Here is a 16,461-nt window from a genome sequence, read left to right as displayed (position 1 = left end):
GCCACATCGACAAAGCGCCCGGATGCCCAGGCGCACCCTTTGCTCGAATCGGAGCGATACCCTTGAGCAAGGGATTCTTGACGGAAGGAGCTGACGTGGGGCAACTGGGCCGCATCGCCTGCTGCCGCTCTGTGATCGACCGAGGCTGATCCCGAGCTGCCGATGTCCGAGCCGATCGACCTGGTCGATTCAGCCGAACGAACCCGCACCGCGCTCGCCAGTGCCGTGGCGGAACTCTCGCAGGCTTGGGCGTCCGGTTCTCCACCCGATCTCTCGGCGTTCCTCCCCGGGGAACCTGCGGCGCGGCACACCGTCCTGGTCGAACTGATCAAGATCGACCTCGAATACCGCTGGCTTCGGTATCACTTTCCCAAACGACTGATCGAATACCGCGCGGAATTCGCCGAGCTGCGGGATGGTCCGCTGCCCGCCGAGCTCGTCTACGAGGAATTCCATGCCGTGCGCCGCGGATCAGACGTAGCCGATGCGGCTCCCACCGCTGACGCGGTGACCGGCCCCGACCCCACGAACGACTACCACAGCACGATCATCGCGCGTCCCGGCGCGCAGGTTCTGCTCGACACCATCGATGTCGGCGACCACGTCGACGACTTCGACCTCCTGATGAGGATCGGCGCCGGCGCCTTCGCCCAGGTCTATCTCGCTCGGCAACAATCGATGCAGCGACTCGTCGCGGTCAAGATCTCCCACAACCACGGCATCGAGCCGCAGACCCTCGCCCAGCTGGACCACGAATACATCGTGCGCATCTTCGACCAGCGGCTCATCGCCGATGGCCAGCTGAAGCTGCTCTACATGCAGTACCTACCGGGCGGGACGCTGCTCGACGTGCTGCGGTTGCGCCGCTCGACGCCGCCGGAACGCCACGGTGGGCAACTGCTGCTCGACGCCGTCGACGAGGTACTCGCCGCGAAGGGCGAGGTCCGGCCTACCGAATCGGCGATCCGGACCAGGACCGCGGCACTGACCTGGCCGGAGACCGTCGCCTGGCTGGGCCGCCGACTCGCGGACGCGCTGCAGCACGCGTCCGAGCGCGGGGTGCTGCATCGAGATATCAAACCCGCGAATGTGCTGCTGAGCGCCGAGGGCGTGCCCAAGCTGGCCGACTTCAACGTCAGCTTCAGCCAACGCGTCAAGGGCACCAGCCCCCTGGCCTACTTCGGCGGATCCCTGGCGTACATGTCGCCCGAACAGCTCGAAGCCTGCCATCCGGACCTGCCCGCGACCGCTTTCGATCTCGATACTCGCAGCGATATCTTCGCGCTGGCCGTCATGCTGTGGGAATTGCTCACGGGGCGGCGGCCCTTCCCCGACGAGACGTCCGCGGGCGAGTCGGAGACGTCGCTGGCCCGCATGCTCGAATTACGGCGCCGACCGGTAGAGGCGGCATTCTTGTCGGAGCTTCCGCCGGATTGCCCCATGGCGCTGCGCCGCGTGCTGCTGAAATGCCTGTCGCCCGACCGCGAGGACCGCTATCCGTCCGGTTCGGAATTGGCCCAGCAGTTCGACCTTTGCCTCGAGAAGAGGGCCCGCGACCTCGTCGATCCGCCGCCGGACAGTTGGCGAACGCGACTGTCGCGATGGCCCACCCTCATCCTCTGGCTGTCGTCGATGGTCGGTGTCGGCCTGGCCACGGTGTACCTGGCCGTGCACGCACAGGAACTGATCAGAGAGCGCCTGCCCGCTGCCGCGAACGCGCAGATCAACAGGGGCGTGATGGTGTGCATCCTCGGTGGCTTTCTGCTGGCCGTCGTCATCTACGCCGGCATTTCACGTGATCAGCTCCAGGTTCTTCGCGGTTTGCGCAAGGGCAGACGCTACGACGAGGCAAGACTCGCGCGGGTGCGGTCGCGAACACTGCTGTGGGGCGACCTCTGTGCGCTCAATACCCTGCTGGCCGCGCTTCTCGCCACCGGGACGGCCGTGCTGCTGCTGCGCTGGTTCACCGATCTTCCGGTGCGGCTGCAGGTCCATGCGGCGATGACTGTCCTGGTAGCGGGCACCATCTCGGTCGCCTACACCTTCTTCCTTTCCACGTTCTATCTCGTCCGCTGTGTCTATCCCCGCTACCTGCGCTACGGGCGCACAACGGAGCGCGACTTCGCCGACTTGCGCTGGCTGCGCCGCAGAACCACGGTCTACCTCGCGGTGACGGCGTCGGTGCCGGTGGTCGGGGTGCTGGCCGGATTCAGCTTTCTCGAACCCGAGGAGCTGTGGCTCGTGCGCGATTCGGTCGTGGGGCTGTGCGCGGCCGCCGGGCTCGCCTTCGTCGCCGTGTACTGGTTGTTCCGGAAGCTGGACGCGGACCTGCGCGCGCTCAGCCGGGTGGTCTAGCGATCAACCCGTGGCCACCCCGTCACCACCTCTGCGCGGACGACTTGGATCCGGCCATCAGCTCTGTACACAGCACCACCGGTCGTGATCGCGGCGATCGGGCCTGGCTGGCAGGCGTTTGCCAGCGCGGTGATGCGAACCACGCGCTGCCACTGCAGCTCTCAGAACAGCAGCCTCGCGCGGTGCGGCGCCCGGCCGACTGATACGCCGCGGTCACCGAGGCCGAGTGGAGCGAGTTCGAGGAGCACTTCGATCAGCGCGAGGTCGAGCTCGGCGGCTGCGTGCGTCCGTACCGGTCACTGTGCCAGCACGAGCGCGCCCGTATCCGGTGCCCGATGCTGACGTCAACCCGAAAAAGTTTGCGCGCCTGGATAATACCGAAATCGTACTCAGCTGCGTGGGCATATACGATCACGCGACCTGCTGTGAGCCCCAACGCCACCGGTGCCCAGGCGCGCCGATGGAATGCCTCGATCCCCGGCACCCAGGCCACGGGCCGGAGACGGTCCGCTCATGCCCGCCCGGCAGCCGGTGGGCGCCGTGGTGCGCCCTGGGCGGTATGGAGTTGCTCGCGGAGCCGGGCCACGGTGTCTTCGAGTTCGAGGATGCGGGCAACGGCGGCCAGGTTGACGCCCTCACCGGTGAGGGTGGTGATGCGGGCCAGTCGGGTGATGTCGGCGCCGCTGTAGCGGCGGGTGCCGCCGGCGCTGCGAGCCGGGGTGAGCAGGCCGTGCTGTTCATACAGTCGCAGGGTCTGCACTCCGATCCCGGCCAGTTCCGCGGCCACCGAGATCGCATACACCCCCTGCCCGACCGCCGGCAGCGTGTCGCGTTGTGATTCCATCTCCGCCCTCACCTCGGCTTCTGTACTCGACTCAAGATTATCTGATGCCGATACTTGCACTCTCCTTGGCTGAGTGCTAAATAATATCTATGCCAGATGGCACAGGTTATCTGGCGAACCTACTACCGAGAATGGAGTGAGTTGGAGGTGGCGACCATGTTGATGCGCACCGATCCGTTCCGCGATCTGGACCGGTGGACCCAGCAGGTGTTCGGCACAGCGGCGCAGCCGGCGGCTATGCCGATGGATGCCTGGCGCGACGGCGAGGAGTTCGTCGTTGAGTTCGACCTGCCCGGGATCGACCCGGACTCGCTGGATCTGGATGTCGAACGCAATGTGGTGACCGTGCGCGCGTCGCGGCCCGGCCTGGATGCCGATCGGTCGATGATCGCCGCGGAGCGCCCGCGCGGGGTCTTCAGCCGCCAGTTGTTCCTCGGCGAGAGCCTCGATACCGATCGGATCCGCGCCGACTACCGCAACGGGGTACTGCGCCTGTCGATCCCGGTGGCAGAGAAGGCAAAACCGCGCAAGATTGAGATCGCCCGCGACAACGAACCCCAGGTCATCGAGGCCTGAGCCCAGGTTGGAGGTCGACGATGTCTGCCTCGATCACCGACACCACGCCTGGCCGCTGGTACCTCGACGCCGAGCTGCTGGCCCTGGATCCCGACTACGCCGACCTGATCGCCGAGATCGAGGCCGTCTTCACCGGGACCGGTCGGCCACCGCGACCGGCTGCCCACCCACGTGGCGGTCAACCGGACCGGCACCGCCAGCGAGGCCGACCGCGGGCCTACCCACTAATGGCCCGGCCGGTGCGAGCGTGGTGGGCACCCACCCAGCGCAGCCCTCCGTGGCGGCGGCGCGGCTGCGCTACCTGACCCCGATCCTCCAGGAGTGCAAGGGAGGTGATGTGCAATCGACAGATCCGCGACATCGACTCTTCCAATGAGCTGAACATGTTGTTTCCCTTCGGTCCCGGTGGCCGGGCGCCGCGCCCGGCCACCACTTCCCGCCGAATCCATCCCTGTGCCGAGGAGGATCGCCATGACCGTGTTACCGACCGCGTCCGAGGCCGACCGCGTCGAGCAGGACACCTTCGCCGACGACGCCGACCGCGACCCGGGCCCGGACTTCGATGCCGTCCAGACAGCTGCGCCTGGTCCCGCCGGGCTGGATTCCGCCGACCCGGCCGACCGTTTCGAGCAAGCATGGAGCACCCCCTGTGCCGACGATGACGACCTCACGCTGCTGGCCTACTGACCGGCACAACACCGACCCCGCCGCCGATCCCGCCCATCGCCGCGCCCCTGCCCCGGCGTGGACACCCGGGCAGGTCGACTGGTTCGACGCCCAGAAAGGGTTCGGATTCCTGCTCCCCGACCACGGCGGCGCGCCAGTGTTCTGCAACTACACCGCCATCGAGACCCCCGGCTACAAGACCCTGCACCACGGACAGCGGGTCGTGTTCACCGCCACCGACACCGGCCGCGGCCCCGAAGCCACCCGGGTACTGGCCTACACCCAACCCGTCACCGAAGCACAAGCAGTCGGCCCGCCGCGGTCACGTCCGCGATGCCGCCGCCACGCCGCCTGAACCGCACCGCCCGTCCTGCCTGGAGTGCCCCATGCCCCAATACACCACCCCCTCCGCGGAACCCGCCGACACCGGTGTCGTCTGTTGGCCCGAGCCCAGCCCACTCGACGGCTGGTGGACCGAAATCATGGACGGCGCCCCACCTACCCGGACCCGCGACACCGTCCCCGGCGAACACCTGCACGACTCGCCGATATCGTCGTCGCGCCGGAGCCCGGCGTGAGCACCGCACTGGTCCTCGCCCTCGCCGTGACGGCGCTGACGTGCGCCGCCGCCTGGAGCACGGTAGCGCTGAGCATCTGGTGGGAAATGCGCTGCCACCGCGACCCCGACGACTCGCCCGCTTCAGTCTTGCCTGCCCCCTCCGGGCGGTCACCACACCGAACGGCCTGACCGACGCCGAGATCGCCGCGACGCCGGAATCGCTATGACCCGCAAGTTCAGCGGCGCGTTGACCTCGCGAGCCTGGTGCGGCGAACCTCCGCCACGGCGATGATCACGACGGATTCAAGTCTGCGGGTCTCGGCGACTTCAGCGAGGTGGGCGGCGCACAAGTAGCGGCATTGGTCGAGTGCGACGACGACGGCGAGGCACGCGGTGCGTGGCCGATGAGGGTTTGCCGCTGCACGCGTTTCGGTGTGCTACCGCGGGTGTAGGTCGAACACTATTGCACGTAAATTGCACAAAAAATGCAGGCCGTCGCCAATAAGGCTTTGACCTGCATTTTCAAGGTGGTCCCAGCTGGTTTCGAACCAGCGACCTTCCGCGTGTGAGGCGGACGCTCTCCCGCTGAGCTATGGGACCGAACACTGCGTCGGGCGGGTTTGCGCCGCTCGAACGAGATGGAACATTAGCACGGGGGGCCGGGATGACACCAAATCGCCTTGTGAAGCGGGGTTTCGGCTAGGGGAACCTCGCCGGGGTCGTTGCTCGCGCTCGCGCGCGCGTAGGCGTGCGTGGGCGATCGATGGTCCGCACTCGACAAGCTGGCGACAACATAGATGGATGCGCATATCTATGTTTCAGGATGTCGGCGCCGGAGGCGTCGAGGGGTGAGCCGACCCGGATGGACGTGGGTGACACGCGTGTAATTCATATTTAGGCCGGTTTACCAGGCGATTTGTAGTCTGCGTCGAACGTCGGCTAATGTTCTCCTCGCACCGCAGAGAGCAGCAAAGCCGCCAGGCCGAGCCGCTCCCCTAAGTGTGAAGTAAATGCGGATGTGGCGCAGTGGTAGCGCATCACCTTGCCAAGGTGAGGGTCGCGAGTTCGAATCTCGTCATCCGCTCGAGAGGTAGGTAAGGCACTAGCCCCATCCTCCTTTGTACGGTGGAGTGGCCGAGTGGTGAGGCAACGGCCTGCAAAGCCGTGCACACGGGTTCGATTCCCGTCTCCACCTCGCGCGATTAGCTCAGCGGGAGAGCGCTTCCCTGACACGGAAGAGGTCACTGGTTCAATCCCAGTATCGCGCACCACCGTACCGAGTCAGGCCCCCTTTCGAGGGGGCCTGACTTGTTTGCGTTGCCGGTCGACCGTGTCGAACCTGTAACCCAGATCACTCTCGGCACGGTTTCCTGGTGAGCTCCCCTAGTATCGGCACACGGCATCGCCGGGCGGGTCCGGTGCGGGACCGGCGGCATGGAGGGGCATCGAGTGAGGCAGATCCTGTTATCGGCGGGGATCGCGCTTGTCATCACCATCACGCTCACGCCGGGGCTGATCCGGATTTTCGCGCGGCGCGGGTTCGGGCAGGAGATCCGGATCGACGGACCTGCCAGCCATCAGGCCAAACGCGGAACGCCCACGATGGGCGGCCTGGCGATCGGGGCCGGGGTGTGGGCCGGGTATCTCGGGTCGCATCTGATCGGGTTGCTGTGGGACGCACCGGGGCCGAGCGCGTCAGGGGTGCTGGTACTGCTGCTGGCGTCGGCGCTGGGTGTGGTGGGTTTCCTCGACGACTCCATCAAGCTGCGCAAGCACCGCAACCTCGGGTTGACCGCGGCGGGCAAGTACATCGGGCAGATCGGTGCCGCGGTGGTGTTCGCCGTGCTCGTGCTGCGCTTCCCCGGCGCCACCGGGCTCACGCCGGCCGGTCGAAACCTGTCCTATGTCCGCGACATCAACACCATCACCTTCGCGTCACTGTTCTTCGTGGCCTTCATCGTGTTGCTGGTGGTCGCGTGGTCGAACGCGGTGAACATCACCGACGGTCTCGACGGACTGGCGGCGGGTTCGATGAGCCTCACGCTGGGCGCGTACGTGGTGATCACCCTGTGGCAGTACGACAACTCGTGCGAGATCAGCCCCGGACGCGCCTGCTACACGGTGCGCGATCCGCTCGACCTGGCGATGGTCAGTGCCGCGGGCGCGGCGGCGTGCATCGGTTTCCTGTGGTGGAACGCGGCGCCGGCCAAGATCTTCATGGGCGATACCGGTTCGCTCGGCCTCGGCGGCCTGCTGGCCGGGCTGTCGATCACCAGCCGCACCGAACTGCTGGCCGTGGTGATCGGGGCGCTGTTCGTCGCCGAGATCATGTCGGTGGTGCTGCAGATCGTGGTGTTCCGTACGACGCATACCCGGCTGTTCCGGATGGCGCCGTTCCATCATCACTTCGAACTGAACAACTGGCCCGAGACCGCGGTGATCATCCGGTTCTGGGTGCTGGCCGGGATCGCATCGGCGACGGGGCTGTGCCTGTTCTACAGCGAGTATCTGACCTCGCTCTAGTTGTCGGGGCCTGCGGTTACGCTGACTCGACCGAGCGAGGGAGGTCGCCGCTGTGAGTGCCGAGATCGTCAGACCACCCGGTCACGATATCGCCGCCGACGTCTCGTTCGAGCTCGAGGAGCTCGACGAGCTGGTCGGCGAACTGCTCACCGACCATGCCGAACGCGCGGCCCGCGACGCGCGGATCGTCGCCTTGCGCCTCGGAATCGGGGGGCAACGGCCGGAAACCCTCACCCGCATCGGCGCCCGCTACGACCTGGCTCGTGACCGGGTCCGCCAGCTCTACGCCAAAGCAGTCGGGCGAATCGTGCGCGAAGCCGCCCGCTCGGGGCACCGGTCAGCGCAGATCTTCGCGCATCGCTACCCGGTCGACGTGGGCGATCTTCGTCTGGTGCGCATGCTGCTCGCCGAGACCTATGCGACCGATACCGACCTGGTGGCCATGGAATGGTCCTATCTCAAGCTCCGGCTGGCCGGACACGAACCGGGCGACGCCAAGCGGGTGGCCGGCTATGTGATGCAGCGAATCCTGGGCTGGCAGAAGAAGACTGCCAGCATCCTGGCCAAGCTCCAGGTGCCAGAGGACGGCACCGACGATCTGCGGGCGCTGCTGGCCGACGCCGAGTGGCCGAGCGGGTCCCCCGCCCCGCTGCCCACGGAGTCGGCCCGCGTGGCCGACGGTGACGACGACGGCCGCGGACGGTTCTACTTGGCGAAGGCAGGTCGCGATGTCGCCTACGACTCGGCCATGGCGGCCCGACTGCTGCGCACCCTCGACGCCGACCCGGCGGTGGCGGCGTTCCAGGAAGAACCGACCGCGCTGACCTACCGCTTCGCAGATGCGGACCAGGTGCACTATCCGGCTGTCGCCGCACAGCTCACCGACGGCCGGACCCTGCTCATCGATGTGGTCCCGTTGGGCCGCACAGCTTTCCACCACAACCGGATCCAGAGCGAACTCGGCCGCGCTTACGCGCGCGAGCACGGCTGGGGCTGGCTCGTCTGGACCGGGAGCGCGATCGGGACCCCCCAGCTCGAAACCCGCCCGGTCGACGCGTCGATCGAGCAACGCCTGGCCACCGACCTGGAACAGGGCCCCTACGACCGGCAGGCGCTGGCCACGGTCAGCACCGAAGCCGGCCTCGATCTCCTCGACCTGGCCGGTCTCGTGCTCCGCAACGACTGGCAGTGGGACCGGTTGCCGATGCGGCTCAGCGCATCACCATCGCGCCGACCATCACAGTGAGGACCAGCAGCATCGCACAGCAGGTGAGCCACTGCCACTGATTCAGGGTGCGATCCATCCGCCCGATGCTCGCGCGCAGGCTTGCCGCGACGCGCTGCTGGGCGACGAGTTCGCTGCGCAGTCCGGCCATGGTGATGGCTTCGGCGTCGGCGTTCACCCCGGCCCGATCGATCCGGTTGTGCAAACGTCCGACCAGCCGCTGCTTGTCGCGCACGGCCTGACGCGAGACCGCCAGCTCCACCCGCTGATCGCGCAACTCGGTGCGCTGATGCTCGATCATCGCAGCCTGTGCCGCGGTGTGCCGTTCCCAGGTGCCCACGTCGGACCACCCTCCTGTCGTGAGATCCGCATACCCCCAGTGCATTTCGCCGGACACCCAGCCTGCGAGAAAATCGCGCAACTCTGTGCTGCCGCCGGCTGGGGCGGCGAAACCGGTCTTGCCCGCGGAGAGCATGCCCTGGTCGATGCGGTAGTCGGCGGCCGCGGGCGCGAAATCGGCGATGCCGACCGCGGGGACCAGCGGCACCCAGAAACCCTGCGGGCACACCCACAGCACATCGTCGATTCCGGCCGCCTGCAAGCGTTTCCGGTGGGCGCGCGCCGCGGTGATGTCGACCGGGCCACTGCGCACCTCGACCACACAGCGCCGGTCGCCGCGGCGCCAGTAGATATCGACCGGAATCTCGCCGATCTGCGCGTCGACCTCGGCCTCGTCGGCGCCCGCCGCCGTGAGCCTGCCGCAGATCCAGTGCTCGAGACGCTGCGTATTCCATTGGGTCGCGGCGCATTCGGGGCAGCCACAGCCATATCCGGTGCGTTCGGTGACGGCGCGGCGGCTGCCCTCGGAAATCCCCAGTTCATCGAGCAGCGCTCGACGTCCACACGCCACCTGGGTCTCGCTCAGCCGCTTCGTCCTCACACCATCACTCCCTCACCATGGGACCTGTCGTAGGCTCACGCGCACGTCCTGGACATCAGGTTCCCGCAGCCACCGAAAAGGCGCCAGCCCCCTTGACCCGCGTTCGGGTGCGTCATCGCCCGGTGATTGACGTCACAAATGCGACTCTGCTTGTATATCAAGCCATTTCATTGTGCCAACGTCGCACGAAGACGCCTAGATCTTGATCATTTCGATACACAGACCCGGCCTGTTGCGTGTCCGTTTCATCCTGATTGCGAATCAGTTCGGCGCGTCGCGTAAGCGGTCACGACAACACGTGCTGTTGCTCCGGTGGATATGATCGCTGCGGCCGAGGCGGGCACGCTCGGGCGACCACGGGAAGTAGGGTGTGCATGAACCACGCTGAGCACGACGAGTCCATCGGGTCGATGCTGGCGAGTATCGCCACGGCGCTGCGCGAAGTCAGCGACAAGCTCGATATCGTCGCCGCGCGGGTCCAGCTGGATGTGCCCACCTTCCCGGTCGACGAGGATCTGCCCGACCACACCCGGATCAGGCGACTGGAATCCTGGGCATTTCGTGCGTCACAGGACATTTCACGCCTGAGTTCCCGGCTCGACGCCCTCGACAATGACGGTGAGCCCGATTCCGGCCGTCCGGCGCGCGGCACGCGCAGCCGCCGCGAGGTTCGTGAAGCCGCGGAGGCCGCCGAACGCGCGGCCGACGCCTTCGATGACTATCAATCGGCCCCCGATCGGTTACCGCCGCACCAGAACCGCGATACCGACGCCTCCCGGCCCCCGCTCGAACGCCGCAACTCCCCTGGCCGACCGACCACCGATCACCTCGGCGATCCCACCGCGCTGGCCGCGACGCCGATCCCGCGCACGGTGCAGGCGGAAACGGCTCCTCTCGGTCAACCGGCGTCGTTCGACACCGATTCGATCGTCGCGGTCGGCACCACCGCCGGTAGCGAACCGCCGAGTCGCCGGCCCGCACCCGTGCGGCTCAGCAGTACCGGCGAGCGGGCCACGGCCGGCAACGGGACGTCGGCAAACGGGACGAACGGCACCGCGAAAGGTGTGGCCGGCGACATCGCCGCCACACGAAACGGCACACCGGTGCCCGCGGTGATCGGCACGGTGCTGACGGCACCTGTTGCCGACCACGCGCCGGGATCCGGTGCGGCGACAGCTTCGAGGCCCAGCACGGCGGTGCTCTCCGAGGATCGCGCGCCCACGTCGGGCACGGCGCCGTCGGCTACCGACGGAGAGCTACCCGGAAGTGCGGAGGTGAGCGCTGTCGTGCGGGAGAGCGGCCCGAACGGATTCGGGCTCGGTTCCGATGCGATGAATCATGTTGCGAGCTCACCGGTCGAGAGCCGGTCGGCGCGGCCGTCGCCCGGAGATCCGCTGACGGCGGAGATCAGCCCCGATGCCGTGATCGAGCGGGCTCGCCCGGTGAAGAAGCCGGCGGAGAGCTCGGCCACCGGAGACAGCAGACTCAGCGTTCCGTCGCCAGAAGAGCTGTCCACCAACGGGAATGGTGTCGCCCGGCCCACGCCGACGGAACCCGTCCACATTGCCGACGAGCACCTGTCGTCGGGATTCACCGGCGAGCGATCCACAACGCCCCCGAATGGCAAGCCGGTCAACGGATTCGAGTCCCACTCCCCGCTGGCAGGTGAAATCCGCCCGGACACGTCGGTGGAGGCACCGCCGGTAGGCAACACCACCAACGGCATCCACTGGTCTTTCACGGACGACCCGGCGCCCACATCACCGACCTCGGACCGAAACGGGCACGCCCGCAACGGCTTCACCACCGACTCCGCGCGCCGCGCCGAATCCCTCTTCGACGATTTCACCCCCCGCGACCGCCTGACCACCGAGGAATCACCCGAGCCACCGGCCGTCTCCGGGCCGCCTCCCCGCCTGACCCCACCGACAGAACTCACCGCGCAGGCGCCGGTGGATTCGGCGCGGACTCCTGGTTCGTCGCAGGTCAACGGCGTCGGCGACAGCACCGCGTTCCCCGCCGGTGATCGACCGGCGAACACCGGCGGCTTGCACGAGCAGGCGCCGCGCAACAACCACGCGACGCTCACCAACCACGATCACCCCTCCGCGGACTTCGATCCACCGACTCTCGGCCTGCCGACCGGACGCGACGGGTCGACGAGCAGCCCCGATCCGCTGGAACGCCCTGCCTCCGACCCGGTTCCGCCCACGGCCACCGACTCGGCCGGTATCACCGTCACCGGCACCTACCGCGCCTTCGACATCGAACGCGCCCACGTCGACAAGCTGCAGGCCATGCTCGACGAGCTGAAACGCTCGGCCGGTCTCCCGCCGGGCCGCCGCGACGTGTTCGGCCCGCCGACCCCGGACCTGGGTTAGGCGTACTCGGGCGTCGCGCAGCTGAGCCGCCACTGCGCCTGCCAGGCGTACTGCTTCCCTCGATCCAACCCCCATCGTGCGCCCGTCTACGTCGCGTCAGTGACCCGTGAGCGGCTGACGAAGGTTCGAAGAGCCGTCAGGCAGACGTCGCCAGCGAGACAAACCCCGGGTCGACCTCCGGCTTCGGGGGCTCGTGCAGGACGGTGCCGATGAGGTCGCGCAGGGCGCGATGGCCGGCGTCGGCGGTGTTGCGTGGATGCCACGCCATGGCGACGACGGGGGCGGGCAGCGGCAGCGGGATCTCGAACATCGCCAAACCGAGCGCGGTACGTGCGGCGCGGGACAGCAGTTCCGGTGCGGGACAGATCAATTCGGTCGACGCGAGGGTGAGCAGCGCGGTGGGCAGGTCGGCCACGGTGGCGACCACGCGGCGGGTGCGGCCGTGCAGAGCGAGACGGTCGTCGATCGGGCCGTGCGTGCGACCGGTGGACGAAACCTCCAGATGACGAGCCGAGGCGTAGGCGGCGACGGTGGGGCGGTCGGCGGCGAACGGGTGCTCGGGCGCGGCGACGCCGATCCAGCGGTCGGTGAACAGACGCTTGACCACCGTTTCCGGGTCGGTCTGCCCGATCATGCCGACTTCGACGTCGACGCGGCCGTCGCGCAGCGCCACCGCACCGTCGGCGGTGTCGGCGGCGAGCAGCCGCACCGTCACCCCGGGCAGCTGCGCGTGGACCGCTGCCAGTAGCGGACCGGACAGACTCGCGCCGACCGAATCACCCACGCGGACAACGAAATCGCGATGCCGGCCGGGCCCGTTCCCGTCGCGGGCGGTGAGCAGCGACCGGCCCTGATCGACCAGGCTCGCCACATCGTGGCGCAATTCGAGGGCCCGCGGCGTGGGCACCATCTGCCTGCCCGAGCGAACGAGCAGCGGATCGCCGAGCACCTCGCGCAGCCGGGTGAGGGTGCGACTCATCGCCGAAGTCGAGGTGTGCAGTCGCCTGGCCGCCTCGGTCACACTGTTGGTGTCGAGCAGCGCGTCGAGAGCGAGCAGCAGGTTCAGATCCAGCGCGTCCACGCGAGGATTATCACCAACGCACCGTTCGCCATCGGCGTTGCCGACGGCGATCCGGCGTGTCGGCTACCGCTCCGCTACGGGCGCCGGTGTGGGCGCCACGGGCGCGGCCACCGCGCGATTGCGCAGCACCCCGCGATAGGACGACGGCCGCACGGGTCGCACCCACTGCGCCAGCCTCGACATCAACGGCAGCGGCGTGCCGAGGTCGTCGAGCATCTCGTCGATATTGGCCAGCGAGAACGGGACCACCGAGGCACCGTGCGCGTGGCCGCCCTCGCTGCGCGTGCGCGACCACTCCAGGCGCGCATCGATCTCGTTGTTCATCAGCTCGGCCATCGGCGGCACGAACCGGCCCGTGAGCAACCCGGCGATCCAGTGCGCGCCCACCTCGGCGCTGAGGGCGCTCACATTCGAGCTGTTGTACCCGGCGAAGCTCAGGTTGGGGACCTCCACCGGCAGGATGTGGCGGTAGAGCCGGAAATCGCTCACTTCGTCGGTGAGGGCGCGTCGCACGAACGGGGTGAGGAACGGGACCTCCTGCCGGTATCCGGTGGCGCACAGGACGATCTCGGCCAGTTTCAGGCTGCCGTCGGCCAGACGCACCGCGGGTCCGTGCCGTCCACCGATCAGTTCGGTGATCTCGGTGTCGCGGTGCACGCTGATCCGGCCCGCCTCGACCTGCTCGGCGAAGCCTTCGGTGGCCAAGCTCGCGCTGCTGGTGCCGATCTCGGAGATCGGGCTCGTCGGCACCAGATCGAGCTCGCGCAGCCGCAGCTTGCGCGTCACCCGCTCCTGCAGCAGGTCCATGTTCGACTGGCGCAACGCGAGACGGTCGAGCAGCCGTTCGACGCGGTGCGGGAAGCGGGAGGGGAAGTGCGCCTCCCCCGCGCGGGTCAGCAGCAGACGCTCGTAGTCGGCGCCGAAACCGAGCTTGCGCGGCATCTTCCAGGTGAGTCTGCGCGCCACCACGGTGGTCTCGTCGGCGATGTGGCTGACCGCCTCGGCCACATCACACGCGGACTTGCCGTAGCCGAGCACGACCACCGAACGATCACGCGCCTGCTCGACATCGTGGAATTCCGAGACATGGCACAGCCGCCCACCCGCGGCGCGGAACGCCGCGGCACCGGGCAGGGCCGGCATCACCGGGTCGCTGTAGACGCCGTTGGCGACGATCAGGTGATCGCAGGTGGTGCGGTGCCCGCCGCTGTGGTCACGGATCTCGAGCAGCCAGCCGCTGTCGACCGGGTCGGCGGCCACGACCTCGGTGCCGAGGCGCAGGTGCGGGCCGAGGCCGAACTCCTGCACGTATCCGGCCAGGTAGGCCTGCATCTGCTGGCCGTCGGGCCAGCGGGGGAAGTCCTCGGGCATCGGGTGATCGCTGAACGCGTACGTGGCTTTGCTGTTCTGCGCGCGAAGTCCCGGATACCGGCGGGTGGCACTCCACACACCGCCGACGTCGGGGGCTCGGTCGAAGACTTCGACCGGGAACCCCGCCTGACTCAATACCTTCGCGCAGGCCAAACCCGCCACTCCCGCACCGACGATCCCGATGCGGCTACCGCTCGTCATGCGCAGGAGACTACTCGGACCAGTAGGTGAGGTGCCACCGCGCTGGACAGCCCACAGTCTGTGGGGCGGTGCCCGGCCCCGCCGTTGGGCCGCCGCGCTGTCGCGATCCGCAGTCGCGCCGCGGCCGGGGTGACCCGTGCTGTACTGGAAGGATGACCAACAGTTCCGTCGTCGTCGATCGGGCCGGACTCTGGGACGCCGAGGCGCTCAGCGATGTCGCCGCCGCGACATTTCCGCTCGCCTGCCCGCCCGAGGCCACCGCGGGCGATATCGAGATCTTCCTCGAGCAGATGTTGTCGGGCGAACGCTTCGGCGAATACCTGTCCGACCCGACCAGGACCGTGCTCAAAGCCGTCGAGGGTGACGAGATCGTCGGCTACGCCATGCTCATCGCGGGCAGGCCGAGCGACCCCGAGGTCGCCGCGCAGGTGAGCGCGGGTGAGGTGGTCGAACTGAGCAAGATGTACGTCCTGCCCGGACACCACGGCAGCGGTGTCGCCGCGGCATTGATGGAAGCCGTCGTCGACACCGCGCGCGACTCGGGCACCGAGACGGTGTGGCTGGGGGTCAACCAGGCCAACGAGCGCGCGCAGAAGTTCTACGCCAAGCACGGTTTTCGGCAGGTGGGCACCAAGACGTTCGTGGTCGGCAACCAGCTGCACTCCGATTTCGTCTTCGAACGCGCGCTCTGACCTCGTGCGGGGTTTTATGCGGCCGCGGCCTCGAAGCGCGAGAGCGCGAGCAGACGTGAGATCGCGCGCAGGTACTTCTTGCGGTAGCCGCCGTCGAGCATCTCCTTCGAGAAGATCTCGTCGAGCTTGACGCCCGATACCGTCACCGGGATGCTCGCGTCGTAGAGGCGGTCGGCGAGCACGACCACGCGCAGGGCGACGGCCTGATCGGTCACGGTGTGCACGTCGGAGATGAACACCGATGCCACGCCCTGGATCAGCGCACCGAACTTGGACGGGTGCAGGGTGCTCAGATGCTTCAGCAGCACATCGAATTCGTCGAGCGTGGAGCCCGGGGTGGTCGCGGCGCGCTCGACGAGCAAGTCGTTCGAGGTGGGTTCCGGGGCGGGCGGCAGGTCGCGGTGCCGGTAGTCGGGCCCGTCGACGCGGACCGGATCGAAGATCGAGCCGAGCTTCTTGATCTCGCGCAGGAAGTCCGAGGCCGCGAAACGACCCTCACCCAGCTGGCCGGGCAGTGTGTTCGACGTCGCCACGATGGAGACACCACGGGCCGACAGCTCCGTGAGCAGTCGCGAGACCAGCATCGTGTCGCCCGGATCGTCGAGTTCGAACTCGTCGATGCACAGCACGCTGTTGGCCGAGAGCCGCTCGACGGCGTTGTTGAAGCCCAGTGCGCCGACCAGATTGGTGACCTCACCGAAGGTGCCGAACGACTTGGGTGCCGGGGAGCTGTGGAAGATCGAGGCGAGCAGGTGGGTCTTGCCGACACCGAAGCCGCCGTCGAGATACAGGCCCGCACCCGAGACCGCCTTCTTCTTGCCGAAGAGGCTCTTCTTCGAGGCGGCCTTGTGGATTTTCGCCACCTGGCCTGCGAATTGCTCGGCCTTGGCGACCGCGGCCGCTTGGCTCGGTTCGTGGGGGTCGGGGATGTAGGAGGCGAAGCTGACCTCGTCGAACATGGGCGGGGGCACCATCTGCGCGACGAGTTGGTCGGCCGGGACCTCCGGATGGCGATCGACAAGGCGTTCTTGCATGGACAAATCGTAC

General features: G+C 67.9%; 15 protein-coding genes and 4 tRNA genes. 13 read left to right on the top strand and 6 right to left on the bottom strand.

All coding sequences use genetic code 11. From position 1 onward, the window contains the following. The first annotated feature begins 162 nt into the window (after nt 1-162). Nucleotides 163-2,355: a serine/threonine-protein kinase gene (locus tag ACFWFP_RS04100; RefSeq protein WP_379293023.1), complete on the top strand. Its 2,193-nt coding sequence runs from the start codon at nt 163-165 to the stop codon at nt 2,353-2,355. Nucleotides 2,356-2,866: 511 nt separating this feature from the next. Here ACFWFP_RS04100 and ACFWFP_RS04095 read toward each other — a convergent pair. After that, entirely contained in the window at nt 2,867-3,199 is a 333-nt protein-coding gene (locus ACFWFP_RS04095) for a MerR family transcriptional regulator (RefSeq protein ID WP_379293022.1), read from the bottom strand. Between the two features lie 156 nt (nt 3,200-3,355). Here ACFWFP_RS04095 and ACFWFP_RS04090 point away from each other — a divergent pair, with 156 nt between their 5' ends. The 5 genes from ACFWFP_RS04090 (at nt 3,356) to ACFWFP_RS04070 (ending at nt 5,019) form a co-directional block, all read left to right on the top strand. Further along, the gene (locus ACFWFP_RS04090) at nt 3,356-3,775 is read left to right on the top strand and encodes an Hsp20/alpha crystallin family protein (protein ID WP_379293021.1); all 420 of its coding nucleotides are present in this window, start codon (nt 3,356-3,358) and stop codon (nt 3,773-3,775) included. 20 nt (nt 3,776-3,795) lie between these two features. Beyond that, nucleotides 3,796-4,080, top strand: coding sequence for a hypothetical protein (locus tag ACFWFP_RS04085; RefSeq protein WP_379293020.1), 285 nt, complete (start codon nt 3,796-3,798; stop codon nt 4,078-4,080). Between the two features lie 166 nt (nt 4,081-4,246). Continuing rightward, nucleotides 4,247-4,462, top strand: coding sequence for a hypothetical protein (locus tag ACFWFP_RS04080; protein WP_379293019.1), 216 nt, complete (start codon nt 4,247-4,249; stop codon nt 4,460-4,462). Beyond that, nucleotides 4,434-4,796 (top strand): cold-shock protein, encoded by a 363-nt coding sequence (locus ACFWFP_RS04075; protein ID WP_379293018.1) that lies wholly within the window; start codon nt 4,434-4,436, stop codon nt 4,794-4,796. The genes ACFWFP_RS04080 and ACFWFP_RS04075 overlap by 29 nt, the downstream gene beginning before the upstream one ends. 31 nt (nt 4,797-4,827) lie before the next feature. Further along, nucleotides 4,828-5,019 carry a hypothetical protein gene (locus ACFWFP_RS04070; RefSeq protein WP_379293016.1) on the top strand — a complete coding sequence of 64 codons (192 nt, stop codon included), beginning with the start codon at nt 4,828-4,830 and terminating at the stop codon, nt 5,017-5,019. Nucleotides 5,020-5,528: 509 nt separating this feature from the next. Here the strand turns inward: ACFWFP_RS04070 and ACFWFP_RS04065 are convergent. Further along, nucleotides 5,529-5,600 (bottom strand) — tRNA-Val (locus ACFWFP_RS04065). A 412-nt stretch (nt 5,601-6,012) separates the two neighbouring features. On the opposite strand from ACFWFP_RS04065, the gene ACFWFP_RS04060 reads away from it, so the two are divergent. The 5 genes from ACFWFP_RS04060 (at nt 6,013) to ACFWFP_RS04040 (ending at nt 8,769) form a co-directional block, all read left to right on the top strand. Next, nucleotides 6,013-6,084, top strand: a tRNA-Gly gene (locus ACFWFP_RS04060). Nucleotides 6,085-6,124: 40 nt separating this feature from the next. Further along, nucleotides 6,125-6,195, top strand: a tRNA-Cys gene (locus ACFWFP_RS04055). A 1-nt stretch (nt 6,196) separates the two neighbouring features. After that, nucleotides 6,197-6,271 (top strand) — tRNA-Val (locus ACFWFP_RS04050). Nucleotides 6,272-6,449: 178 nt separating this feature from the next. After that, the gene (mraY, locus tag ACFWFP_RS04045) at nt 6,450-7,523 is read left to right on the top strand and encodes a phospho-N-acetylmuramoyl-pentapeptide-transferase (RefSeq protein ID WP_379293015.1); all 1,074 of its coding nucleotides are present in this window, start codon (nt 6,450-6,452) and stop codon (nt 7,521-7,523) included. Nucleotides 7,524-7,575: 52 nt separating this feature from the next. Beyond that, nucleotides 7,576-8,769, top strand: a complete 1,194-nt coding sequence (locus tag ACFWFP_RS04040) for a hypothetical protein (RefSeq protein WP_379293014.1) — start codon at nt 7,576-7,578, stop codon at nt 8,767-8,769. Here the strand turns inward: ACFWFP_RS04040 and ACFWFP_RS04035 are convergent. Then, nucleotides 8,735-9,688 carry a hypothetical protein gene (locus ACFWFP_RS04035; protein ID WP_379293013.1) on the bottom strand — a complete coding sequence of 318 codons (954 nt, stop codon included), beginning with the start codon at nt 9,686-9,688 and terminating at the stop codon, nt 8,735-8,737. The two genes, ACFWFP_RS04040 and ACFWFP_RS04035, sit on opposite strands and share 35 nt — an antisense overlap. A 374-nt stretch (nt 9,689-10,062) precedes the next feature. Between ACFWFP_RS04035 and ACFWFP_RS04030 the strand changes: the two genes are divergently transcribed. Beyond that, the gene (locus ACFWFP_RS04030) at nt 10,063-12,069 is read left to right on the top strand and encodes a hypothetical protein (protein ID WP_379293012.1); all 2,007 of its coding nucleotides are present in this window, start codon (nt 10,063-10,065) and stop codon (nt 12,067-12,069) included. A 136-nt stretch (nt 12,070-12,205) separates the two neighbouring features. On the opposite strand, the gene ACFWFP_RS04025 is transcribed toward ACFWFP_RS04030, so the two are convergent. Next, a complete protein-coding gene (locus tag ACFWFP_RS04025; protein WP_379293011.1) occupies nt 12,206-13,150 on the bottom strand; it encodes a LysR family transcriptional regulator in 945 nt (314 codons plus the stop codon). Nucleotides 13,151-13,213: 63 nt separating this feature from the next. Next, a complete protein-coding gene (locus tag ACFWFP_RS04020; protein WP_379293009.1) occupies nt 13,214-14,722 on the bottom strand; it encodes a flavin-containing monooxygenase in 1,509 nt (502 codons plus the stop codon). A gap of 152 nt (nt 14,723-14,874) precedes the next feature. On the opposite strand from ACFWFP_RS04020, the gene ACFWFP_RS04015 reads away from it, so the two are divergent. Beyond that, nucleotides 14,875-15,414 (top strand): GNAT family N-acetyltransferase, encoded by a 540-nt coding sequence (locus tag ACFWFP_RS04015; protein ID WP_379293008.1) that lies wholly within the window; start codon nt 14,875-14,877, stop codon nt 15,412-15,414. Nucleotides 15,415-15,428: 14 nt separating this feature from the next. On the opposite strand, the gene zapE is transcribed toward ACFWFP_RS04015, so the two are convergent. Next, nucleotides 15,429-16,448, bottom strand: a complete 1,020-nt coding sequence (zapE, locus tag ACFWFP_RS04010; RefSeq protein ID WP_379293007.1) for a cell division protein ZapE — start codon at nt 16,446-16,448, stop codon at nt 15,429-15,431. Nucleotides 16,449-16,461 lie beyond the last annotated feature (13 nt).

The organism is Nocardia sp. NPDC060249 (genome assembly GCF_042728755.1).
GTDB lineage: Bacteria > Actinomycetota > Actinomycetes > Mycobacteriales > Mycobacteriaceae > Nocardia.
This window is presented reverse-complemented; position numbering and strand designations above follow the sequence as displayed.

What these genes read in the sequence shown, in the direction of transcription:
- ACFWFP_RS04100 (WP_379293023.1), top strand. Translation starts at nt 163, where the DNA reads ATGTCCGAGCCGATCGACCTGGTCGATTCAGCCGAACGAACCCGCACC.
- ACFWFP_RS04095 (WP_379293022.1), bottom strand. Translation starts at nt 3,199, where the DNA reads ATGGAATCACAACGCGACACGCTGCCGGCGGTCGGGCAGGGGGTGTAT.
- ACFWFP_RS04090 (WP_379293021.1), top strand. Translation starts at nt 3,356, where the DNA reads ATGTTGATGCGCACCGATCCGTTCCGCGATCTGGACCGGTGGACCCAG.
- ACFWFP_RS04085 (WP_379293020.1), top strand. Translation starts at nt 3,796, where the DNA reads ATGTCTGCCTCGATCACCGACACCACGCCTGGCCGCTGGTACCTCGAC.
- ACFWFP_RS04080 (WP_379293019.1), top strand. Translation starts at nt 4,247, where the DNA reads ATGACCGTGTTACCGACCGCGTCCGAGGCCGACCGCGTCGAGCAGGAC.
- ACFWFP_RS04075 (WP_379293018.1), top strand. Translation starts at nt 4,434, where the DNA reads ATGACGACCTCACGCTGCTGGCCTACTGACCGGCACAACACCGACCCC.
- ACFWFP_RS04070 (WP_379293016.1), top strand. Translation starts at nt 4,828, where the DNA reads ATGCCCCAATACACCACCCCCTCCGCGGAACCCGCCGACACCGGTGTC.
- ACFWFP_RS04030 (WP_379293012.1), top strand. Translation starts at nt 10,063, where the DNA reads ATGAACCACGCTGAGCACGACGAGTCCATCGGGTCGATGCTGGCGAGT.
- ACFWFP_RS04020 (WP_379293009.1), bottom strand. Translation starts at nt 14,722, where the DNA reads ATGACGAGCGGTAGCCGCATCGGGATCGTCGGTGCGGGAGTGGCGGGT.
- ACFWFP_RS04015 (WP_379293008.1), top strand. Translation starts at nt 14,875, where the DNA reads ATGACCAACAGTTCCGTCGTCGTCGATCGGGCCGGACTCTGGGACGCC.
- zapE (WP_379293007.1), bottom strand. Translation starts at nt 16,448, where the DNA reads ATGCAAGAACGCCTTGTCGATCGCCATCCGGAGGTCCCGGCCGACCAA.